At 71.3% G+C, this 20,660-nt stretch carries 20 protein-coding genes; 8 read left to right on the top strand and 12 right to left on the bottom strand.

Translation table 11 applies throughout. The annotated features are described in order from the left end of the window. Nucleotides 1–265 precede the first annotated feature (265 nt). Nucleotides 266–1,642 carry an LCP family protein gene (locus ACH4F2_RS18165; protein ID WP_398133695.1) on the top strand — a complete coding sequence of 459 codons (1,377 nt, stop codon included), beginning with the start codon at nucleotides 266–268 and terminating at the stop codon, nucleotides 1,640–1,642. Nucleotides 1,643–1,656: 14 nt separating this feature from the next. Here the strand turns inward: ACH4F2_RS18165 and ACH4F2_RS18160 are convergent, their stop codons facing one another. After that, nucleotides 1,657–2,949, bottom strand: a complete 1,293-nt coding sequence (locus tag ACH4F2_RS18160) for an LCP family protein (RefSeq protein WP_398133694.1) — start codon at nucleotides 2,947–2,949, stop codon at nucleotides 1,657–1,659. A 118-nt stretch (nucleotides 2,950–3,067) separates the two neighbouring features. On the opposite strand from ACH4F2_RS18160, the gene ACH4F2_RS18155 reads away from it, so the two are divergent. Further along, nucleotides 3,068–3,634: an acyl-CoA thioesterase gene (locus ACH4F2_RS18155; protein WP_398133693.1), complete on the top strand. Its 567-nt coding sequence runs from the start codon at nucleotides 3,068–3,070 to the stop codon at nucleotides 3,632–3,634. A 377-nt stretch (nucleotides 3,635–4,011) separates the two neighbouring features. On the opposite strand, the gene ACH4F2_RS18150 is transcribed toward ACH4F2_RS18155, so the two are convergent. Then, the gene (locus ACH4F2_RS18150; RefSeq protein WP_398133692.1) at nucleotides 4,012–5,169 is read right to left on the bottom strand and encodes an acyl-CoA dehydrogenase; all 1,158 of its coding nucleotides are present in this window, start codon (nucleotides 5,167–5,169) and stop codon (nucleotides 4,012–4,014) included. A gap of 188 nt (nucleotides 5,170–5,357) precedes the next feature. Between ACH4F2_RS18150 and ACH4F2_RS18145 the strand changes: the two genes are divergently transcribed. Next, nucleotides 5,358–6,701, top strand: a complete 1,344-nt coding sequence (locus tag ACH4F2_RS18145; protein ID WP_398133691.1) for a UDP-glucose dehydrogenase family protein — start codon at nucleotides 5,358–5,360, stop codon at nucleotides 6,699–6,701. Nucleotides 6,702–6,813: 112 nt separating this feature from the next. Here the strand turns inward: ACH4F2_RS18145 and ACH4F2_RS18140 are convergent, their stop codons facing one another. After that, nucleotides 6,814–7,320 carry a CGNR zinc finger domain-containing protein gene (locus ACH4F2_RS18140; RefSeq protein WP_398133690.1) on the bottom strand — a complete coding sequence of 169 codons (507 nt, stop codon included), beginning with the start codon at nucleotides 7,318–7,320 and terminating at the stop codon, nucleotides 6,814–6,816. 99 nt (nucleotides 7,321–7,419) lie between these two features. Here ACH4F2_RS18140 and ACH4F2_RS18135 point away from each other — a divergent pair, with 99 nt between their 5' ends. Both ACH4F2_RS18135 and ACH4F2_RS18130 read left to right on the top strand, forming a co-directional pair. After that, on the top strand, nucleotides 7,420–7,791 hold the full coding sequence (locus ACH4F2_RS18135) for a VOC family protein (protein WP_398133689.1): 372 nt from the start codon (nucleotides 7,420–7,422) through the stop codon (nucleotides 7,789–7,791). Between the two features lie 37 nt (nucleotides 7,792–7,828). Further along, nucleotides 7,829–8,221, top strand: coding sequence for a VOC family protein (locus ACH4F2_RS18130; protein WP_398133688.1), 393 nt, complete (start codon nucleotides 7,829–7,831; stop codon nucleotides 8,219–8,221). Nucleotides 8,222–8,252: 31 nt separating this feature from the next. Here the strand turns inward: ACH4F2_RS18130 and ACH4F2_RS18125 are convergent, their stop codons facing one another. The 4 genes from ACH4F2_RS18125 to ACH4F2_RS18110 all read right to left on the bottom strand — a co-directional run bounded on the left by ACH4F2_RS18125 (nucleotide 8,253) and on the right by ACH4F2_RS18110 (nucleotide 12,560). Further along, entirely contained in the window at nucleotides 8,253–9,383 is a 1,131-nt protein-coding gene (locus tag ACH4F2_RS18125; RefSeq protein ID WP_398133687.1) for a dipeptidase, read from the bottom strand. 253 nt (nucleotides 9,384–9,636) lie between these two features. After that, the gene (locus tag ACH4F2_RS18120) at nucleotides 9,637–10,887 is read right to left on the bottom strand and encodes a dipeptidase (RefSeq protein WP_398133686.1); all 1,251 of its coding nucleotides are present in this window, start codon (nucleotides 10,885–10,887) and stop codon (nucleotides 9,637–9,639) included. A gap of 6 nt (nucleotides 10,888–10,893) precedes the next feature. Then, nucleotides 10,894–11,424: a 5-(carboxyamino)imidazole ribonucleotide mutase gene (gene purE / locus ACH4F2_RS18115; protein WP_398133685.1), complete on the bottom strand. Its 531-nt coding sequence runs from the start codon at nucleotides 11,422–11,424 to the stop codon at nucleotides 10,894–10,896. After that, the gene (locus ACH4F2_RS18110; RefSeq protein WP_398133684.1) at nucleotides 11,421–12,560 is read right to left on the bottom strand and encodes a 5-(carboxyamino)imidazole ribonucleotide synthase; all 1,140 of its coding nucleotides are present in this window, start codon (nucleotides 12,558–12,560) and stop codon (nucleotides 11,421–11,423) included. Before ACH4F2_RS18110 ends, purE begins: the two co-directional genes overlap by 4 nt. Before the next feature lie 166 nt (nucleotides 12,561–12,726). Between ACH4F2_RS18110 and ACH4F2_RS18105 the strand changes: the two genes are divergently transcribed. Then, on the top strand, nucleotides 12,727–13,299 hold the full coding sequence (locus tag ACH4F2_RS18105; protein WP_398133683.1) for a GtrA family protein: 573 nt from the start codon (nucleotides 12,727–12,729) through the stop codon (nucleotides 13,297–13,299). A gap of 39 nt (nucleotides 13,300–13,338) precedes the next feature. On the opposite strand, the gene draK is transcribed toward ACH4F2_RS18105, so the two are convergent. Further along, on the bottom strand, nucleotides 13,339–14,613 hold the full coding sequence (gene draK, locus ACH4F2_RS18100; protein WP_398133682.1) for a two-component system sensor histidine kinase DraK: 1,275 nt from the start codon (nucleotides 14,611–14,613) through the stop codon (nucleotides 13,339–13,341). A 58-nt stretch (nucleotides 14,614–14,671) separates the two neighbouring features. Continuing rightward, nucleotides 14,672–15,349, bottom strand: a complete 678-nt coding sequence (locus ACH4F2_RS18095) for a response regulator transcription factor (RefSeq protein ID WP_030191398.1) — start codon at nucleotides 15,347–15,349, stop codon at nucleotides 14,672–14,674. A 556-nt stretch (nucleotides 15,350–15,905) separates the two neighbouring features. Here ACH4F2_RS18095 and ACH4F2_RS18090 point away from each other — a divergent pair. Continuing rightward, nucleotides 15,906–17,402: an oligopeptide:H+ symporter gene (locus ACH4F2_RS18090; RefSeq protein WP_398133681.1), complete on the top strand. Its 1,497-nt coding sequence runs from the start codon at nucleotides 15,906–15,908 to the stop codon at nucleotides 17,400–17,402. A 478-nt stretch (nucleotides 17,403–17,880) separates the two neighbouring features. Here ACH4F2_RS18090 and ACH4F2_RS18085 read toward each other — a convergent pair whose 3' ends face one another. Beyond that, entirely contained in the window at nucleotides 17,881–18,501 is a 621-nt protein-coding gene (locus ACH4F2_RS18085) for an ATP-binding protein (RefSeq protein WP_398133680.1), read from the bottom strand. A 182-nt stretch (nucleotides 18,502–18,683) separates the two neighbouring features. Continuing rightward, the gene (locus tag ACH4F2_RS18080; protein WP_398133679.1) at nucleotides 18,684–19,061 is read right to left on the bottom strand and encodes an STAS domain-containing protein; all 378 of its coding nucleotides are present in this window, start codon (nucleotides 19,059–19,061) and stop codon (nucleotides 18,684–18,686) included. 239 nt (nucleotides 19,062–19,300) lie between these two features. Here ACH4F2_RS18080 and ACH4F2_RS18075 point away from each other — a divergent pair, with 239 nt between their 5' ends. Next, nucleotides 19,301–20,227, top strand: coding sequence for an RNA polymerase sigma factor SigF (locus tag ACH4F2_RS18075; RefSeq protein ID WP_398133728.1), 927 nt, complete (start codon nucleotides 19,301–19,303; stop codon nucleotides 20,225–20,227). Nucleotides 20,228–20,304: 77 nt separating this feature from the next. Here the strand turns inward: ACH4F2_RS18075 and ACH4F2_RS18070 are convergent, their stop codons facing one another. Continuing rightward, on the bottom strand, nucleotides 20,305–20,622 hold the full coding sequence (locus tag ACH4F2_RS18070) for a hypothetical protein (protein WP_398133678.1): 318 nt from the start codon (nucleotides 20,620–20,622) through the stop codon (nucleotides 20,305–20,307). Between the last annotated feature and the right edge of the window lie 38 nt (nucleotides 20,623–20,660).

Raw genomic sequence — 20,660 nt, 5'->3', positions numbered from 1 at the left:
GCTCACGTTACCGCGAACGGGGGACACGGGCGCGCGCCGCGGGGGTCACAGCCCCGGGCAGCAGATCGTATGGGCCTACGGTGCTCACGGATCGCACGCCAGGCCGCACGGCCCGTCCCCGCGGAGGTGCCACTTGCCCACACCGCCCCGCTCCCCCCGGGTCCCGGCCTCGTCCCCCCCGGGCGGCCCCCCGCCGCAGCACGGCGGCCCCCGACCGTCCCCCCGACCGCCCGGGCCCGTACGGCGCAGGCGGCCGCGCTGGGCCATGCGGGCGGTGACGGCGCTGTCGGTGGTGGTGCTCGCCTCCGCGGGGATCGGGCACGCGGTGCTCTCCAGCCTGGACGCGGACATCTCGCGGGTCGACGCCTTCAAGGACATGAAGAACCGGCCCCGGGCCGGTGACGGCATGAACATCCTGCTGGTCGGCACCGACGGCCGCGACCGGATCAGCGAGGCGCAGCGGCAGGAGTACCGTCTCGGCGGCGCCCCCTGCCACTGCACCGACACGATCATGATCGTGCACATCTCGGAGGACCGGGAGCGCGCCAGCGTGGTCAGCCTGCCGCGCGACTCGTACGCCGAGACGCCCGACCACACCGACCGCACCACCGGCGAGCACCACGAGGGGCACCCCCTCAAGCTGAACGCGGCCTACGCCGAGGGCGGCCCTCAGCTGACCGTCCGCACCGTCGAGAACATGACCCGCGTGAAGATCGACCACTACCTGGAGGTCGACTTCACCAGCTTCATGAAGACGGTGGACGTCCTCGGCGGGGTGCGGATCTGCACCCCCCAGCCGCTCAAGGACAGCTACACCGGGCTCGACCTGCCGGCCGGCACCCACAGGCTGATGGGCGGGCAGGCGCTTCAGTACGTCCGCGCACGCCACCTCGACGGGACCTCGGACCTGAGCCGGATGAAGCGCCAGCAGCGCTTCCTGGCCGCCCTGATCGACCGGGCGACCTCCTCGGGGCTGCTGCTGAACCCGCTCAGGTTCCGCGACGTCACCCAGGCCGTGCTCGGCTCGGTGCGCGCGGACAAGGGCTTCGGCACCGACGAGCTGCTGGCACTCGGGCGGGCGATGCGGAACTTCTCGCCGTCGTCGTCCGAGTTCACCACCGTGCCGATCGGGCAGATGGGCCACGACGTCAAGGGCGTCGGCTCGACCCTGAAGTGGGACCCCGTGGAGTCCGAGCGGATCTTCGACGCGCTGCGCGATGACAGGCGCCTGGCCGTGCCCGGGCCGAAGCCCGCGGGTCCGGCGCCGGTACGGGTGCCGGTGGACCCGAAGCATGTCCAGGTCCAGGTGGAGAACGGCACGCGCACTCCGGGACTCGGCAAGCGGGTGGACGACGCGCTGGCCGCGACCGGGTTCCACACCACCCGCGCCCCCAGGAACGCCGTCGACCGCGCGGTCGAGCGGACCGTCATCGCCTTCGACCCCCGCTGGGACCTCTCGGCGAGGTCGCTGGCCGCCGCGCTGCCCGGCAGCGAGCTCCGGCCGGTCAAGGGGCAGGGCCCGACGCTGCGGGTGATCGCGGGCGCCGGCTTCGAGGAGGTCGTGGAGGTGAAGCCGGCGGACCCGCCGCAGGAGTCGGGCACGGTGGTGCGCGGCGACGAGGTGGCCTGCGGGAAGCAGTGACCCGCCGCGGGGTCTCAGTTGCCGGAGACGGTGACCTTCTCGTCGTTCTTCAGCTGCTCCACCAGCTGCTTCACCTTGGCGTCGTCCCACTTGAGGTTTCCGCCGACGCTGCCGGACACCGGCATGTTCATCGACGTGCCGTCGCCGCCGCTGACGCTCTTCATCGCCCAGAACATGCTCGCCAGGTCGAACAGGCCCATGTCCTTGTCGACGATGAGGGAGTCCAGGCCCGCACCCATGGTCGGGTACAGCTTGAACGGGTTGAGGACCGTCGACGGGGTGGCCACCTGGCTCGCCAGCGCCGACAGGAACTTCTGCTGGTTCTTCGTCCGGTCCAGGTCGGAGCCGGCCAGCGCGTACCGGGTGCGGACGAAGGCCAGGGCGTCCTCGCCGTTCAGGGTCTGCTTGCCCTTCTTGAGGTCCGCGCCGGACTTGGGGTCCTTGATGTCCTGCGGGATGTCCATCTCGACGCCGCCGACCGCGTCCACGATGTTCGCGAAGCCGGCGAAGCCGATCTCCACGTAGTGGTCCAGGCGCAGCCCGGTGTTGTGCTCGACGGTGCGCACCAGGAGCTCGGGGCCGTCCTCCGCGTACGCGGCGTTCAGCTTCACGCGCCGGCCCGTGCCCTCGTACTTCTTGCCGGACTCGGAGCCGACGAAGCTCGGGATCTCCACGTCCGAGTCACGGGGCAGCGAGATCAGCGTCGACCCGTTGTCCCCGGTGTGCAGGATCATCATCGAGTCGGTGCGCTTGCCCTCGGCGGAACCGGTGTGCAGGTCCTTCTTCTGCTCGGCGGTCATGCCCTCGCGGCTGTCGGAGCCGACGATCAGGTAGTTCGTGCCCTCGCCGGCTCCGGGCCGCTCGATGACCTTGGACAGGTCGACCTCGCGGTTGAGCTTGGAGTCGGCCCAGAAGTAGGTGCCGACGGTGGTCACGACCAGCGCGGTCACCACCGTGACCGCGGTCCACTTGATCCGGCGGCGCCAGTCGGGCGCGGGCCGGCCCGGGCCGCGCCCGCCGGGGCCGGCGCCGGGGCCTCGGCCGCCGGGGGTGCCGTAGACCTGGCCGGTGTTGTAGCCGCTGTCGTACCCGTCCTGCCCGCCGTGGCCCTGGCCGTCGACGTACGACGGCTGCTGCGGGATGCCGGCGCCGTACGGCGGTGCCGACGGGCCCGGGCCGGGCGGCGGCGCCTGGCCGCGGCGGACCTGCCGCATCACGCGGGCGCTCTCGGGCCGCGCGCTCGCGCTGCCGCGTCCGTACCGGCCGCCGCGGTTGTCACCGGTCGATGCCTCGGGCCAATCAGTCATGCGCACCAGTGTGCAGGTCCGCGCCACGGACCATACAAGGGTCGTCGGAAAATAGGTCAGTGCTGTTGCGAAGCTGACACAAATTACTCGGATGTCGTCCCGGCATAAGGTGGAGGCCATGACAGACCAGGCAGAACAGGCCTCGACCTCGCAGTCGGCGACTCCGGAGATCCCGGGCAAGCCGACCTCGGCCTCCCGCACCACCCTCAGCCACATCATGACCCACAGCGACACCAACCTTCTGGGCACGGTGCACGGCGGAGTGATCATGAAGCTCGTCGACGACGCGGCGGGCGCCGTGGCCGGACGGCACTCCGGCGGCCCCGCCGTCACCGCGTCCATGGACGAGATGGCGTTCCTCGAACCGGTCCGCGTAGGCGACCTCGTCCATGTGAAGGCCCAGGTCAACTGGACCGGCCGCAGCTCCATGGAGGTCGGCGTCCGGGTCCTTGCCGAACGCTGGAACGAGTCCACGCCGGCCACCCAGGTCGGCTCGGCGTACCTGGTCTTCGCCGCGGTCGACGCGGACGGCAGGCCGCGCACGGTCCCGCCGGTCCTCCCGGAGACCGGGAAGGACAAGCGCCGCTACCAGGAGGCCCAGATCCGCCGCACCCACCGCCTGGCCCGCCGCCGCGCGATCATGGAGCTGCGCGAGCGCCGGGTGGCGGAGGGGTACGAGGACTGACCGCCTCGCCCCAGGACGGTGTGCCGGCCGCCTGCCCGGCCGGGTGCCGCCAGATCGTCAGCACCCGCCCACCGGGCAGCCCCTCGCGTACGCAGTCGACGCGGGGGTCCTCGCCCCGGGGTCCGGCACGCAGAGGTCGTCGGACGGGCCGCCCGCGCCCGTCTTGGCCTCGGTGTACCCCCAGTCCCGCAGGGCGATATGGAGGTAGCCGACGCCACCGTCGCGGCGGACGGCGTAGTCGCCGTCGAGCGCGCCCGGGGACCGCCCCGCCCGCCGTCCCCCAGGCCATGCCGGGTGCCGGCGGGCGGAGCCGTCGGGGAGGGTGCCGGCCGTAGCCCGGCGCCGGGCGCCCCTCGGTCTCGACGAGCCGGCTGCCGTTACGGCAGGTTGCGCGCCATGACGATGCGCTGGACCTGGTTCGTGCCCTCATAGATCTGCGTGATCTTCGCGTCGCGCATCATGCGCTCCACCGGGTAGTCACGGGTGTAGCCGTAGCCGCCGAGGAGCTGGACCGCGTCCGTGGTGACCTCCATGGCCACGTCCGAGGCGAAGCACTTCGCCGCCGCGCCCTGGAAGGTGAGGTCCGCGTCACCGCGCTCCGACTTCGCGGCGGCGGCGTACGTCAGCTGGCGGGCCGCCTCGATCTTCATGGCCATGTCGGCGAGCATGAACTGGATGCCCTGGAAGTCGGCGATGGGCTTGCCGAACTGCTTGCGCTCCTTGACGTAGCCCTTGGCGTAGTCGAGGGCGCCCTGGGCGATGCCGAGGGCCTGGGCGGCGATGGTGATGCGGGTGTGGTCCAGCGTCTTCATCGCCGTGGCGAAGCCGGTGCCCTCCTCGCCGATCATGCGGTCGGCGGGGACGCGGACGTTGTCGAGGTAGACCTCGCGTGTCGGGGAGCCCTTGATGCCGAGCTTCTTCTCCGGGGCGCCGAAGGAGACTCCCTCGTCGGACTTCTCGACGACGAAGGCGGAGATGCCCTTGGAGCGCTTGGTGGGGTCGGTGACGGCCATCACCGTGTAGTACTCCGACTCGCCCGCGTTGGTGATCCAGCGCTTGACGCCGTTCAGGATCCAGTGGTCGCCGTCGCGGACCGCCCTGGTCTTCATGCCGGCCGCGTCGGAGCCCGCGTCGGGCTCGGAGAGGCAGTAGGAGAACATGCCGTCGCCCTTGGCGAGCGGGGTCATGTACTTCTTCTTCAGCGCCTCGGAGCCGGAGAGGATCACCGGCAGGGAGCCGAGCTTGTTCACGGCCGGGATGAGGGAGGAGCTGGCGCAGACGCGGGCCACCTCCTCGATGACGATCACCGTGGCGAGGGCGTCGGCGCCCGCGCCGCCGTACTCCTCGGGGACGTGCACCGCGTGCAGGTCGTTCGCGGTCAGCGCGTCGAGGGCCTCCCGCGGGAAGCGGGCCTCCTCGTCCACCGCGGCGGCGTGCGGCGCGATCTTCGCCTCGGCCAGGGAGCGGACGGCGTCCCGGAGCATGTCGTGCTCCTCCAACGGGCGGTACAGGTCGAAGTCAGCCGATCCGGCCAAGGTCTCTCACGCTCCAAAACGCAGTGGTGCTGACGCTAACTACCGTTAAGTAACTCCGAATTTTATGCTCCCTCCACGGTGGTGGATAGGTGAGCTTGACGACAGCGGGAAACCTGCCCGTCGAGGCGCTTTCCCATGCCCCGGATATGCTCGGGCGCGCACGCCTGCCGTACACCTCTGGAGCACCCATGGCCCTCAAGATCACCGTGATCGGTACCGGTTATCTCGGCGCGACCCATGCGGCGGCCATGGCAGAGCTCGGTTTCGAGGTACTGGGCCTGGACGTGGTGCCCGAGAAGATCGAGATGCTCCAGCGGGGCCAGGTCCCGATGTACGAGCCGGGGCTGGAGGAACTGCTCCGGGGGCACGTCGCCGGGATCGAGGGGTCCAGCGGGCGGCTGCGCTTCACCACCGACTTCGCCGAGGCCGCCGCCTTCGGCGACGTGCACTTCCTGTGCGTGAACACGCCGCAGAAGCACGGCGAGTACGCCTGTGACATGTCGTACGTCGACTCCGCGCTGGCCTCGCTGGCGCCGCACCTGTCCGGCCCCGCGCTCGTCGTCGGCAAGTCGACCGTGCCCGTGGGCTCCGCCGACCGGCTGGCCCGCTACCTCGCCGAACACGCGCCGGCCGGCGCCGACGCCGAGCTGGCCTGGAACCCGGAGTTCCTGCGCGAGGGCTTCGCCGTCAAGGACACGCTGCATCCCGACCGGATCGTGGTCGGGGTGCGCAGCGAGCGGGCCGAGAAGCTGCTGCGCGAGGTGTACGCGACGCCGGTCGGGGAGGGTACGCCGTTCGTCGTCACCGACTTCCCCACGGCGGAGCTGGTGAAGACCTCCGCGAACTCCTTCCTCGCCACCAAGATCTCCTTCATCAACGCGATGGCGGAGGTGTGCGAGGCCGCGGACGGCGACGTCGCCAAGCTGGCGGAGGCGATCGGGTACGACGACCGGATCGGGAAGAAGTTCCTGCGGGCCGGGATCGGGTTCGGCGGCGGCTGTCTGCCGAAGGACATCCGGGCGTTCATGGCGCGCGCCGGTGAGCTGGGCGCCGACCAGGCGCTGACGTTCCTGCGCGAGATCGACTCGATCAACATGCGCCAGCGCGGCCAGATGGTGGAGCTGACCCGGCAGGCGCTGGGCGGCGGTCCCTTCCTCGGCAAGCGGGTCGCGGTGCTCGGCGCCAGTTTCAAGCCCGACTCGGACGACGTACGGGACTCGCCCGCGCTGAACGTCGCCGGGCAGGTCCACCTGCAGGGCGCCCAGGTGACGGTGTACGACCCCAAGGGCATGGAGAACGCCCGGCGGCTGTTCCCGACGCTCGGCTACGCCGACTCCGCGCTGGAGGCGGTGCGGGGTGCCGACGTCGTCCTGCACCTGACGGAGTGGCGGGAGTTCCGCGAGCTGGACCCGGAGGCGCTGGGCGAGGCCGTGGCGGCCCGGGTGATCCTCGACGGGCGCAACGCCCTGGACGCCCAGGTCTGGCGGAAGGCCGGCTGGACGTACCGGGCGATGGGCCGGCCGACCGCGTAGCCCGTTCCCGACGAACGGTGACGCCGGTTCGGCCGAGGCTCAGTCGGCCGAACCGGCGTCCGTTGCATTCTGCACCACGGGGCGGCGCCCCGGCCGGTGAACTCCGTGTCGATCACGCTCCCTTGGCGCGGTACCGGCGCATCTTGGCGCGGGCCCCGCACACCCGCATCGAGCACCAGCGCCCGCGTCCGGCCGGGCTGCGGTCGTAGTAGGCCCAGTGGCAGTCGGCGGCCTCGCACGCCTTCAGCCGGGTCCAGGTGCCCGCGACCAGTGCCTCGGCGACGGCGGCGGCGACGCGGGCGGGCAGGGAGTCGTCCCCGGCCGGGGCGAGGGCGGCGGAGCCGTCGGCCGCGTCGACGATCACCACCAGCGGGGCCCCGGCGAGCAGCTCGCAGAGCGGGGTCACCGTGCGGTGCGGCGGATGGCCGGCGTGGGCGAGCAGGGTCGCGCGCAGCGACTCGCGCAACTCGCGGGCTTTGGGGACGTCGTCCTCCGTCAGGCCGAACCGTGCCCGGCCCTCCGGTGTGTCCAGCGAGTCGGCGCCCGTTTCGATGTCCAGCGTGTTCACCAGGGACCGGACCAGCTCCAGTCCTCCCGGCGCGGGCGATCTCTCACTCATGCTTGCGACGTTACCGCCAGTGGGGCAGCATGCAGTAACCGTTACCGGTTACCCGTACTCCACTGGTAACCGAGGACCGTAGAACTCGAGGAGGAAGTCATGGCTGTCGCCGAACTGGGCGTCGTCGTCCTGGACTGTCCCGACCCCCACGCACTGGCCCGCTTCTACGCCGACGTGCTCGGCGGCACCGTCGAGGACAAGAGCGACGACCAGTACGAGTGGGTCGAACTGAAGCTGCCCGGCGGGCGGACGCTGGCCTTCCAGGGCTCCCCCGGCCACGTACCTCCGAAGTGGCCCGGACCCGACGGCGCGCAGCAGTTCCACCTCGACCTCGACGTGAAGGACCTGGACGCGGCGGAGAAGGCCGTGCTGGAGCTGGGCGCCAGGCCGCTGGACGCGGAGGACCGGGCCCGGACCTTCCGGGTTTACGCCGACCCGGCCGGGCACCCGTTCTGCCTCTGCGCCTGCTGAGCAGGGACCGGACCGCCAACACCGGGAGGTTCCCCCCATGGCACCCGTGGCACGTTTCCGTTCCGTCGTCGTCGACTGTCCCGAGCCCCGCGAGCTGGCCCGCTTCTACGCGCGGGTCGGCGGCGGCACGCCCGAGGAGCAGGACCCCGACTGGGTGGTGCTCCAGGTGCCCGGAGGGCCGCGGCTGTCCTTCCAGCGGGTGCCGGGGCTCACCCCGCCGCAGTGGCCGCGTTCCGACCGCGACGCCCAGCAGTTCCACCTCGACTTCGACGGCGGGGCGACGTGGGAGGAGATGGACGCGGCGCACGAGAAGGTGCTCGCGCTGGGTGCCCGGCCGCTGGACCTGGAGGACCGGGAGAAGAAGGACTTCATGGTGTACGCCGATCCGGCGGGGCATCCGTTCTGCCTGTGCCGGATCGAACACGCGTGACGGCCGGCCGTCGGGCTCGCACGCGTGACGGCTAGCCGTCGAGCTCGGCGATCGTCGCCGTCGACGGCTCCCGGCGCAGCGCCGCCGCCCGCGCGGTGAAGGCCGCCCCCCGCAGTACGCGCTGGACGTTGCCCCAGGTCAGCAGGGCCACGTCCGATTCGTCCCAGCCGCGTCGCAGCAGCTCGGCGATGAGCCGGGGGTAGCACGAGGCGTCGCCGAGTTCCAGCGGGTGGGCGGTGCCGGCGTCGTAGGTGCCGGACAGGCCGACGCTCTGCGGACCGGCCACCGTGCGGACGTGGTCGAGGTGGTCGGCGACGTCCCGGACGGTCGGGCCGGTCTGCTCGGCGGTCAGCGGCACCATGCACAGGCCTCCGGCGTCGCCCAGCTCGACGAGCAGGTCGTCGGGGAGGTTGGCGGGGTGCGGGCGCAGGGCGCGGGCGGCGGAGCGGGTGCACAGCACCGGCGCCTTGGAGACGGCGAAGGTACGGCGGACGGTCTCGGCACAGGCGCCGGAGAGGTCGGCGACGACGCCGAGCCGGTTCATCTCGCGGACGACCTCCTCGCCGAACCGGGTCAGCCCCGCCTCGCTCGCCCAGGTCGCCCCGGTCAGCGTCAGCACGCGCAGACCGAGGGCGTGCAGCGAACGCAGGATGCCGAGGCAGTCGCCGATCGCGGCGGCGCCGGCGGGGCCGGGCAGCACGGCGACCCGGCCGCAGTTGCGCGCGTCGATGGTCTGTCCCGCGTCGTACGCCAGACGGAGCCCCTCCGGGTGGGTCCGCACGACCATCCGGACCAGGTCCAACTGCTCCAGGGTCGCGCCCACCGCCCGGTCGCCGTCGATGGCCTCGGGCAGGTGCAGCGACCAGAACAGCGCGCCCACCCGGCCCTCGCGCAGCCGCGGCAGGTCGGTGTCGACGATGCTCTCGCCGGCCTCCAGGTCGTACCAGGGCAGGTGCTTGAGCCTCCGGGGCAGGCCGCTGTAGCCGTCGGCGACGGGGTGGGCGGCCAGTACGGCGAGGGCACGGGTCAGCGGTTCGTCGTCGGGGTCGGACACGAGCGCGTAGGCCTCCGGCGGGTAGGCCTCCGCGGCAGGCGGCACGGGCAGGTCGTCGAGTCCGCCGGCATCGGTGCGGGTGTGCAGGTCGTCCTGGAGGTCTGCCATGGCGGGCTCCGTACGGTCGTCGTGCGTTACGGTCACCGTCGCACGGAGCGGAAACCCGTTCCTGGTGGGTGGGGCGTTCGGGGGAGGTCGGCCCCGGGCCGCGTCGATCACCTCGTCCAGGGTGTCCCGGGAGCGGAGCAGGTCGGCGATGGCCCGGTCGATGCGGGCGCGTTCGGCGGCGAGAGGTTACGTGGGCGGGGCGACCGGATACACCGACTGCCCCGCCCTCACGGCTCCCGTGGAAGGGGACGGCTCAGCCGTCCAGCTCCGCCGGCGTCGCGTTGGACGGTCCCCGCGTCGCCTGAAGCCCCCGGGCCACGTCCTCGGCGGCGCCCAGCACCCGGACCGCGTTCTTCCAGGTGAGCTTGGCCAGGTCGGCCCGGGACCAGCCGCGCTCGAGGAGTTCGGCGATGAGGTTCGGGTAGCCGGCGACGTCGCCGAGGCCGTCGGGGGTGAAGGGCGTGCCGTCGTAGTCGCCGCCGACACCGAGGTGGTCGACGCCCGCGACCTCGCGCATGTGGTCGAGGTGGTCGGCGACCGTGGACACCGTGGCGACCGGGCGCGGGACGCGCTGCTCGAAGGCGGCGTGGACCTTCATCGCCTCGGGGCTGCTGTCGAGGTGGTGGAAGCCGTGCGCGCGCATGTTGTCGTCGGCGGCGGCCGTCCAGTCCACGGCCGCCTGGAGCACGAACTTCGGCACGAACGTCACCATCGCCATGCCGCCGTTGGCCGGCAGCCGCTCCAGCACGTCGTCCGGGATGTTGCGCGGGTGGTCGCAGACGGCCCGTGCGGAGGAGTGCGAGAAGATCACCGGCGCGGTGGAGGTGTCCAGCGCGTCCCGCATGGTCGTCGCGGCGACGTGCGAGAGGTCGACGAGCATGCCCTCGCGGTTCATCTCCCGCACGACCTCGCGGCCGAACGCCGACAGGCCGCCGACGCCCGGCTCGTCGGTCGCGGAGTCCGCCCACGCCACGTTGTCGTTGTGGGTGAGGGTCATGTAGCGCACGCCGAGCGCGTACAGCCCGCGGAGCGCCGCGAGGGAGTTGTCGATGGAGTGCCCGCCCTCCGCGCCCATCAGCGACGCGATCCTGCCCTCGGCGCGCGCGGCCTCCATGTCGGCGGCGGTCAGCGCGGCCCGCAGCTCGCCCGGGTGGCGGTCGATGAGCTGCCGTACGCAGTCGATCTGCTCCAGCGTCGCGGTGAGCGCGCCGGGCAGGTCCGAGCGGACGTACACCGACCAGTACTGCGCGCCGACGCCGCCGGCCCGCAGCCGGGCGAGGTCGGTGTGCAGGTGGGCGGACTGGTCGGCGGCGATGTCACGGGCGTCGAGGTCGTAGCGGACCTGCTCGCGCAGCGCCCAGGGCAGGTCGTTGTGGCCGTCGACGACGGGGAACTCGCGCAGCAGCTCCCGGGCCCGGTCCAGTGCGGCCGGTGAAGCCGATGAGTCCGGCGAGTCCGGTGAGTCCGGTGAGTCCGGTGAAGCAGATGAGTCCGATGAAGTCATGGACGTCTACTTCCCGAATCCGAAGGCCGCCGACCCCTCGACCTTGGTGCGCAGGCGCTTGCCCTTCTCGGTGGCCTGGTCGTTGAGGTCCTGCTGGAACTCGCGCATGCGGCCCAGCAGCTCCTCGTCGTGGGCGGCGAGCATCCGCGCGGCCAGCAGCCCGGCGTTGCGGGCGCCGCCGACGGAGACGGTGGCGACGGGCACCCCGGCCGGCATCTGCACGATGGACAGGAGGCTGTCCATGCCGTCGAGGTACTTCAGCGGCACCGGTACACCGATGACGGGCAGCGGGGTGACGGAGGCGAGCATGCCGGGCAGGTGGGCGGCGCCCCCGGCGCCGGCGATGATCGCCTTCAGGCCGCGGCCGGCGGCCTGCTCGCCGTACGCGATCATCTCGTGCGGCATGCGGTGCGCGGAGACGACGTCGACCTCGTAGGCGATCTCGAACTCGTCGAGCGCCTTGGCGGCGGCCTCCATGACGGGCCAGTCGGAGTCCGACCCCATGACGATGCCCACGGCCGGGCTTACCGGGCTCATTCGGTGATCGTCCCTCTCAGGTAGCCGGCAGCGTGACGGGCGCGCTCCAGCACGTCGTCCAGGTCGTCGCCGTAGGTGTTGACGTGGCCGACCTTGCGGCCGGGCTTCACGTCCTTGCCGTACATGTGGATCTTCAGCTGGGGGTCGCGGGCCATGCAGTGCAGGTACGCGGAGTACATGTCCGGATAGTCGCCGCCGAGGACGTTGACCATGACCGTCCACTCGGCGCGCGGGCGCGGGTCACCGAGGGGGAGGTCGAGGACGGCGCGGACGTGGTTGGCGAACTGCGAGGTGATCGCGCCGTCCATCGTCCAGTGGCCGGAGTTGTGCGGGCGCATCGCCAGTTCGTTGACGAGGATGCGGCCGTCGCGGGTCTGGAACAGCTCGACGGCGAGGTGGCCGACGACGTCCAGTTCCTTGGCGATGCTGAGCGCCATCTCCTCGGCCCGCAGCGCCAGGGTCCCGTCGAGGTCGGGGGCGGGCGCGATCACCGTGTCGCAGACGCCCTTGACCTGCTGCGACTCGACGACGGGGTACGCCACCGCCTGGCCGTGCGGGGAGCGGACCACGTTGGCGGCCAGCTCGCGGACGAAGTCGACCTTCTCCTCCGCCAGCACGGGCACCGAGGCGCGGAAGGGCTCGGCGGCCTCCTCGACGGAGCCCACCACCCACACGCCCTTGCCGTCGTACCCGCCGCGGACCGTCTTGAGGACGACGGGAAATCCGTCGCCCTCCGCGGCGAAGGCGGCCACGTCGGCCGGATCGCGCACGATCCGGTGACGCGGGCAGGGCACGCCGATCGCGTCGAGTTTCGCGCGCATCACGCCCTTGTCCTGGGCGTGCACGAGCGCGTCGGGGCCGGGGCGGACGGGGATGCCGTCCGCCTCCAGGGCCCTGAGGTGCTCGGTCGGCACGTGCTCGTGATCGAAGGTGATCACGTCACAGCCGCGCGCGAACTCGCGCAGCGTGTCCAGGTCGCGATAGTCGCCGACGACGACTTCGTTCACGACCTGCGCCGCAGAGTCCTGAGGGGTGTCACTGAGGAGCTTGAACCTGATGCCCAGCGGGATGCCCGACTCGTGTGTCATACGAGCGAGCTGGCCACCGCCGACCATGCCGACTACCGGGAACGTCACACCCCTAGCGTATCGGCCGCACGGGGCCCACCTGTTTACCGGCCGTTTCCCCGGGGTCCGGAGCCGCCTTTCCCGTCACCCGGCGTCCGTCCGCAGGAAGATCGCGCGTCCGGGTGGTTAGCATGAACGGATTGACGCCAACCGATGGACGGGGGCCTGCACGACCATGGAACATGGTTCCTCGGGTGCTCATACGGCTCCCCCGACGCCCCCGGCGACCCGCGGCGCGCTGCGGGAGCGGATCGACCGGCTGGTCCGGGAGGTCGTGAAGTTCGGCGCGGTGGGCGGCGCCGGGGTTCTCGTCAACCTCCTCGCCTTCAACCTGATACGGCACGTGACCGACCTCCACGTGGTGCGGGCCAGCATCCTCGCGACCGTCGTCGCGATCGTCTTCAACTACCTGGGTTTCCGCTACTTCACGTACCGGGACCGCGACAAGAGCCGCCGGACCCGTGAGATGTCGCTGTTCCTGCTGTTCAGCGCGGTCGGGCTGGTGATCGAGAACGGCGTGCTCTACACGGCGACGTACGGCTTCGGCTGGGACAGCCCGCTGCAGAGCAACATCTTCAAGTTCCTCGGGATCGGCATCGGCACGCTCTTCCGCTTCTGGTCGTACCGCTCCTGGGTCTTCCGCGCCCTGCCGGCCCGTGAGCCGGTGACACGGGCGGAGACCTTCCTGGAGCACGAGCAGCCGACCGCGGTACGCACCCCGGACGACGCCCCCGCGACACAGCGCTGACCGCGCGGCCCAGGGCCTGCCCTAGCCCTAGCCCTAGCCCTAGCGCACCGTGCCCCCCGAGTCACCGGACGACTTCTTCGGCGGCGGCGTGCGCGACAGGAACAGGCCGAACACCGGGGGGCGGCCCTGGAGGAGCTCCAGCCGTCCGCCGTCGGCCTCGGCGAGGTCGCGGGCGACGGCCAGTCCGATGCCCGTGGAGTTCCGCCCGCTGATCGCCCGCTCGAAGATCCGCGCCCCCAGGTCGCCCGGGACGCCGACCCCCTCGTCGGTGACCTCGACCACCGCCTGGTTGCCGGTCACCCGGGTCCGCAGCGCCACCGTGCCGCCGCCGTGCATCAGGGAGTTCTCGATCAGGGCGGCCAGCACCTGTGCCACGGCGCCCGGGGTGCCCACGGCCGTCAGGTGCCGTTTGCCGGAACTGACGATCGCCCGCCCCTCGCTGCGGTAGGCGGGGCGCCACTCGTCGATCTGCTGCTGGATGACGTCGTCCAGCTCGAAGGTGACGGCGGAGCCGCTGCGCGGGTCGCGGGAGTTCGTCAGCAGCCGGTCCACGACGTCCGTCAGCCGCTCCACCTGCGACAGCGCGATCGTCGCCTCCTCCTTTACCGTCTCCGGTTCGTCGGTGAGGGTGATCTCCTCCAGCCGCATGGACAGCGCGGTCAGCGGCGTACGCAGCTGGTGGGAGGCGTCGGCGGCCAGGCGGCGCTCGGCGGTGAGCATCCGGGCGATGCGCTCGGCGGAGGAGTCCAGCACGTCCGCGACACGGTCCAGCTCGGGGACGCCGTACCGCTTGTGGCGGGGGCGCGGGTCGCCGGAGCCCAGGCGTTCGGCGGTCTCGGCGAGGTCGGTGAGCGGGGAGGCGAGGCGGTTGGCCTGCCGGATCGCCAGCAGCACCGCGGCGACCACCGCGAGCAGCGCCACCAGGCCGATGATCAGCAGGGTCCGGCCGACCTCACGGGTCACCGAGGAGCTCGGCTCCTCGACGAGCACCGTCTCGCCCTCCTCGCCGGTGGCCGTGCCCCGGATGACCTCACCGGTCGGCCGGGTGCCGACCTCGATGACCGGCTTGCCGGGGATCCGGATCTCGGCATACCGGGCGTCCCGGATCTGCTGTCGCAGGAACTTGGCGTCGACCGATCCGGTGCCGAGCAGCCGGCTGTCCACGATGCTGGCCAGCCGCACCGCCTCCAGGTCGACCCGTTCCTGGGCGGTGCTGCTGATCGTCCGGGTCTCGACGATCACGAGAGAGACGCCGAACACGGCGATCACGACGAGCACCACGGCGAGCGTGGACTGGATCAGGCGACGGCGCATGTCCTCTTACCCGGGCAGGCCCTGAGAGCTTCTCGCTGGCTCAGCTCTTCTCGGTGGCTCAATTCTTCTCGAAACGGAATCCCACGCCGCGCACGGTGGCGATGTAGCGGGGGTTCGCCGCGTCGTCCCCCAGCTTCTTGCGCAGCCAGGAGATGTGCATGTCGAGGGTCTTGGTCGACGACCACCAGGTGGTGTCCCAGACCTCGCGCATCAGCTGGTCGCGGGTGACGACCCGCCCGGCGTCGCGCACCAGCACCCGCAGCAGGTCGAACTCCTTGGCGGTGAGCTGGAGCTCCTCCTCGCCCATCCAGGCCCGGTGCGACTCGACGTCGATGCGCACGCCGTGCGTGGCGGGCGGCTGCGGGGGCTCGACGGCGCCCCGCCGCAGCAGGGCGCGGACCCGGGCGAGCAGCTCGGCGAGACGGAAGGGCTTGGTGACGTAGTCGTCGGCACCCGCGTCCAGACCGACGACGGTGTCCACCTCGTCGGCACGCGCGGTCAGGATCAGGATCGGCACGGCGTGGCCCTCGGACCGCAGCCGGCGGGCGACCTCCAGCCCGTCCATGCCCGGCAGGCCCAGGTCCAGCACGACCAGGTCGATGCCGCCCTGCAGGCCGGCGTCGAGGGCGGTGGGACCGTCCTCACGCACCTCGACCTCGTACCCTTCCCGGCGCAGTGCGCGGGCCAGCGGCTCCGAGATGGACGCGTCGTCCTCGGCGAGCAGTACACGGGTCATGAGCTGATGGTAGTCCGCTCGGAGCAGCGCCCGGGGTGTGATCGGCCCGAGGGCCTCCCAGCCGCGGAACACCCGCGGATCACCTACGGACAAGCCGGGCATCCGCCGCGCGACCCGCCCCGTCGACCCCGCGTGCGAACCTGCGGCTGTGAGGTGACATCCTGTGACAGACCTTCGAAAGATCGTTCGCGGTTCCAGTCTCACCTGTGATCCGCGTCTCAAGTCCTTCCATACCGGGCGGTGTCCTGCCGTATGGTGAATCAGCGCCTGTAGCACCCAGGGGACCCTTTGGCGACAGTTCGACGCTGAGGGTCTCTTTTGTGTGCGGGCCGGCCCCCACGGCCGGCCTTGAAAGGAATGACCTGTGGCCGGGCCTCAACGCGTGCAGTGACGCGCGCGGAGGCGTGGATCCCGGTGGCCGCCGTCCACCGCTTCGTGATCCGGAGCGGAATCCCTCAGGCGTGGGGTGGACGGGTGAAGAGCCGCCGGTGCCGGCCGCCTCCCCCACCGGGCGCGCATCGCCTCATGAGCGCGTCCCGACCAGCAAGGATCGACCATGGCGTCCAGCCTGACGAAGGACTCGGTCTCTCCGGGCACCCCCGGATCCGAGAAGACCTTCTTCGGCCACCCCCGCGGACTGGCCACTCTCTTCATGACCGAGATGTGGGAGCGTTTCTCCTACTACGGCATGAGGGCTCTGCTCCCGCTGTACCTGGTGGCCCCCGGCGGTCTCGGCATGAACGCCGGCACCGCGACCGCGATCTACTCGGTGTACCTCTCGCTGGTGTACCTGCTCACGATGCCGGGCGGCTGGTTCGGCGACCGCGTCTGGGGACCCCGCAAGACCGTCGCCGTCGCCGGTGGCGTGATCATGCTCGGCCACCTCACGCTGGCGCTGCCGTCCTCCGGCACGTTCTTCGCGGGCCTCGGTCTGGTCGCCATCGGCTCGGGTCTGCTGAAGGCCAACATCTCCACGATGGTCGGCCAGCTCTACAGCGGCCCCGACGATCCGCGCCGGGACGGTGGCTTCACCGTCTTCTACATGGGCATCAACCTCGGTGCCTTCGCCGCGCCGCTGATCATCGGCACCATCGGTGAGAACGTCAACTGGCACCTGGGCTTCGCGCTCGCCGCGGTCGGCATGGGTCTGGGCGTCGTCCAGTTCCTGCTCGGCAGCCGCCACCTGGCGCCGCACTCCAGCGTGGTCCCGAAGCCCCTGTCGGCGGCGGAGAAGACCTCCACCCTGCGCAAGGCCGCGTTCTGGGCCGCCCTCGCCGTCGTCTTCTACGCGATCGTCGGCTTCTCCGGCACCTACACCCTGAACTGGATCCTGGTCCCGCTGACCCTGCTCGGCGTGATCATCCCGGTTCTGGTGCTGACCCGCATCAAGCGCGACAAGGACCTGGACCGCGCCGAGCAGTCGAAGATGTCCGCGTACATCTGGTTCTTCGTCGCCGCGGCCGTCTTCTGGATGATCTACGACCAGGGCGGTTCGACCCTGGCGATCTTCGCGGACTCCTCCACCGACACCAGTGTCTTCGGCTGGGAGTTCCCGGTCTCCTGGTTCCAGTCGGTCAACCCGGTCATCATCATGGCGCTGGCCCCGGTCTTCGCCACGGTGTGGCTGGCGCTCGCCCGGCGCGGCAAGGAACCGAGCACGATCGTCAAGTTCTCCTTCGGTCTGGTCCTGGTCGGCGCGTCCTTCTTCCTCTTCCTGGCCCCGCTGGCCATCGCGGACGGCGGCCACAAGGCGGCCGCGCTGTGGCTGGTGGCGATCTACTTCGTCCAGACCTGCGGTGAGCTGATGCTCTCCCCGGTCGGCCTGTCGGTCACCACGAAGATGGCGCCCGTGAAGTACGCCTCGCAGATGATGGGCGTCTGGTTCCTGGCCGTCACCGCCGGTGACGCCACGACCGGCCTGCTCTCCATCGCCGGCGTCAACCTGAACAAGACGGGCATCGTGGCCGCGGAGGCCGCGCTCGCCGTGTTCGCCGGTGTCGCGGTGTGGATGTACCGCAAGCGCGTCAAGGAGCTCATGGGCGACGTCCGCTGAGGTGAGGCCTGCCCGGCCTGGCGGTTCCTGCCCGCGGAGGGTCATCGCATCCCGGTGGATGCGGTGGCCCTCCGGGCGTTTTCGGGGGTGTCCGAGTCGCCGTACGCGGAGGTGCCCGAAGTGCCCTCGGCCGGGAGTGGCGCCCGCGGGGCGTACGGAGAGGAGCCTCACCCGGATCCGGGAGGCGGGCTCGCAAGGGTGCGGGACGAAGTCCCCGCTGGGTGATGAGGCGAAGCCCCAGGAGCATGGGGTGCGGGGGATGCAGCCCCGGCTGGGTGATGAGGCGAAGCCCCGGGAGCAAGGGGTGCCGGGGGACGCACTCCCCGCCAAGGAGGTCCTGGGCGGGGCCCAGGAGTAAGGGGTCGGGGCAGAGCCCGGGGCCCGGGGCGGAGCTCCTGGGGCGCCCACCCCTGGGCCGACCGAGACGGTGGGCGGGAAAGGGCCCGCGAGAGCGCCGCAGGCCACCGCAGGCACACGCCTACGCCGGCGCCCCCAGCTCGGCCCAGACCCGCTTGCCCGCGACCCCCGGCGTGCGCACCACGCCCCAGTCCAGGCACAGCCGCTGCACGATGAACATGCCGTGTCCGCCGGGGCGCCCGGCCCGGTGCGGGGTGCGCGGCGCGGGCTGCCCCGTACCGCGGTCGGAGACCTCCAGCCGGATCACCTTCTTCTCACAGGTGATCCACAGCTCGTCCGGCCCCTCGGCGTGCAGGCAGGCGTTGGTGACCAGCTCGGAGACCACGAGCAGTACGTCCTCGGCGGCGGCACGCTGGTCCGCGGTGGCGGAGGGCAGCCAGCCCCAGGCGTACAGCGCCTGGCGGGTGAAGTCACGGGCGAGCGGTACCACCCCGCTCTGGCCGTCGAATCTCAGCCTGCGGTCCTGCCGCCCTCCGCCACCCGCGTCCACGGACCCGGACGGAGCCGCGTCCGCGGACGCGGACGGAGCCGAGGGCACGGACTGCCCGATCACGGCGGCCTGCCCCGCGGGCACGCCCTCCTCGGGCTCCCCGGTACCGAGCGCGCCCCCCTCGGACGCCCCGGAAGCGCCGCTGGGCTCCGGACCGCGGTCGCCCGGCGAGCAGGGCCGGGTGGTGCTCATCAGCGCTTCACCTCACCGATTCACCAGTTCACGTTTCAACGTCTTACACAGTCGGTTCAGGGGGTCTCCTGCCCGACCGGGCCGTCCGAACACCCCTGTATTCGGCACGAAACACAGGGCGGGGCGAAAACGCGTGCCCCAGGGAGCGCAGGAGATCCCTCGTCGGCCGGACAAGGATCGGCTCAGCCGGACGCGTCGGACAGGGCGGCCTCAAGCGTGTCGTGGAGGGTGAAGACAGCTTCGGCCCCCGTGATCTCGAACACGCGGGCCACTACGGGCTGCATGGCCACCAGGTGCACACCGCCCCCCGCGGCCTCCGTCTTCAACCGCGCGCCGAGCAGGACGTTGAGTCCTGTGGAGTCACAGAACTCCAGACGCGAACAGTCGACGACCAGCCGGTTGAATCCCTTGGTGAGACAGTCCTCCAGTGGCTCACGCAACAGATCGGCGGTGTGGTGATCCAACTCACCCGCCGGTGTCACGACGGCACTGGGGCCCTCTTCCCGCACCTCCACCAGCAGCCGGCCCGACTGGGCACTGCCGACCGTCCCGCGGTCCATGCCGTTTCTCTCTCCCGAGGTCGTGACTGCTTGCTGACGCCCTCGAACACTACGCCTTCCCGCCGCACTCCGACACCCGACAACCGCACATAAACGGACATACTCGCACAGAACACACTTGCGGTGGGCTCGGTAAACCCGGTAGGGCTAGTAGGACACGTAAACCGACACGGCCGGCTTTGGAGGCGCCGCACACCGCAGTGCACGTAATTGGCTTCGGCAGCCGCATGCCGAGAACGATGGAGGACATCATGTCACCCCGGCTCGACGGATCGCGTACCCAAGAAGCGACGTCGACACTCCCTCCGGAACATCTGGATCCCATCGAGCGCCCTGACGCGGCCGTCGACCACGACGGCACACTCACCGGGCTTCCGGACATCCCCGCTTACGACGAGGTCGCTCCGGCGGACGCCCGGGTGCTGTCCAAGACCCTCTTCGAGCGGCTGGAGTCGCTGGAGGAAGGCACCCATGAGTACGCGTACGTACGCAACACGCTCGTCGAGCTCAACCTCGCCCTGGTCAAGTTCGCCGCCTCCCGCTTCCGCTCGCGCAGCGAGCCGATGGAGGACATCATCCAGGTCGGCACGATCGGCCTGATCAAGGCGATCGACCGGTTCGAGATGTCCCGCGGCGTGGAGTTCCCCACGTTCGCGATGCCGACGATCATCGGCGAGATCAAGCGCTTCTTCCGCGACACCTCGTGGTCCGTGCGCGTCCCGCGCCGCCTCCAGGAGCTGCGGCTCGATCTGGCCAAGGCCGGCGACGAGCTGGCCCAGCGCCTCGACCGCGCCCCCACGGTGGGCGAACTGGCCGAGCACCTCGGGCTGTCCAAGGACGAGGTCGTCGAGGGCATGGCCGCGTCCAACGCCTACACCGCCTCCTCGCTGGACGCCCAGCCGGAGGAGGACGACGCCGAAGGCGCGCTGGCCGACCGCATCGGCTACGAGGACCACGGGCTCGAGGGCATCGAGTACGTCGAGTCGTTGAAGCCGTTGATCGCCGAACTGCCGTCCCGTGACCGGAAGATCCTCTCGCTCCGCTTCGTCGCGGGCATGACCCAGTCGGAGATCGGCGAGGAACTCGGCATCTCCCAGATGCACGTCTCGCGCCTGCTGTCGCGGACCCTCGTACGGCTGCGCAAGGGACTCACGGTCGAGGAGTAGTCCTCACCGGGTGGCGCTTGCCCTCCAGGGGGGCGGTCCGAGATCGGGCCGCCCCCCTTCGGGTGGTGCCGTACCGCTCACATGGCGATCAGTACGGCCGTCGGCAGGAACGGAACCAGGGCGCACAGCAGCCAGAACGAGCGCGGGGCGAGGGCCGTCCGGTGCCGCAGGGGCGCGTTGGCCAGCCGCCAGACCAGGCCGAACGCCAGGACCACGGGGACGACGATCACGAGCCAGAGCGCCATGCCGTCGTTCTCCGTCGGCTCGCGCGTGGTCCACCCCAGCTCCGCCAGCGGCCAGTTCGCCACCAGGTACCAGACCAGCCAGATCGGCACCACGGCCGGAACGCCCAGCAGCAGGTTCACCAGGAACGGCACCCACCAGCGCTTCGCCATCCGTCCCCGCCCCGTCCCCGTTTCCGTCCTGCCGGCGC

It is taken from the genome of Streptomyces sp. NPDC017890, from assembly GCF_044328675.1.
In the GTDB taxonomy this organism is placed as follows: Bacteria; Actinomycetota; Actinomycetes; order Streptomycetales; family Streptomycetaceae; genus Streptomyces.
The sequence above is the reverse complement of the archived record's forward strand: the minus strand, read 5'-3'. Positions and strand labels throughout refer to the sequence as shown.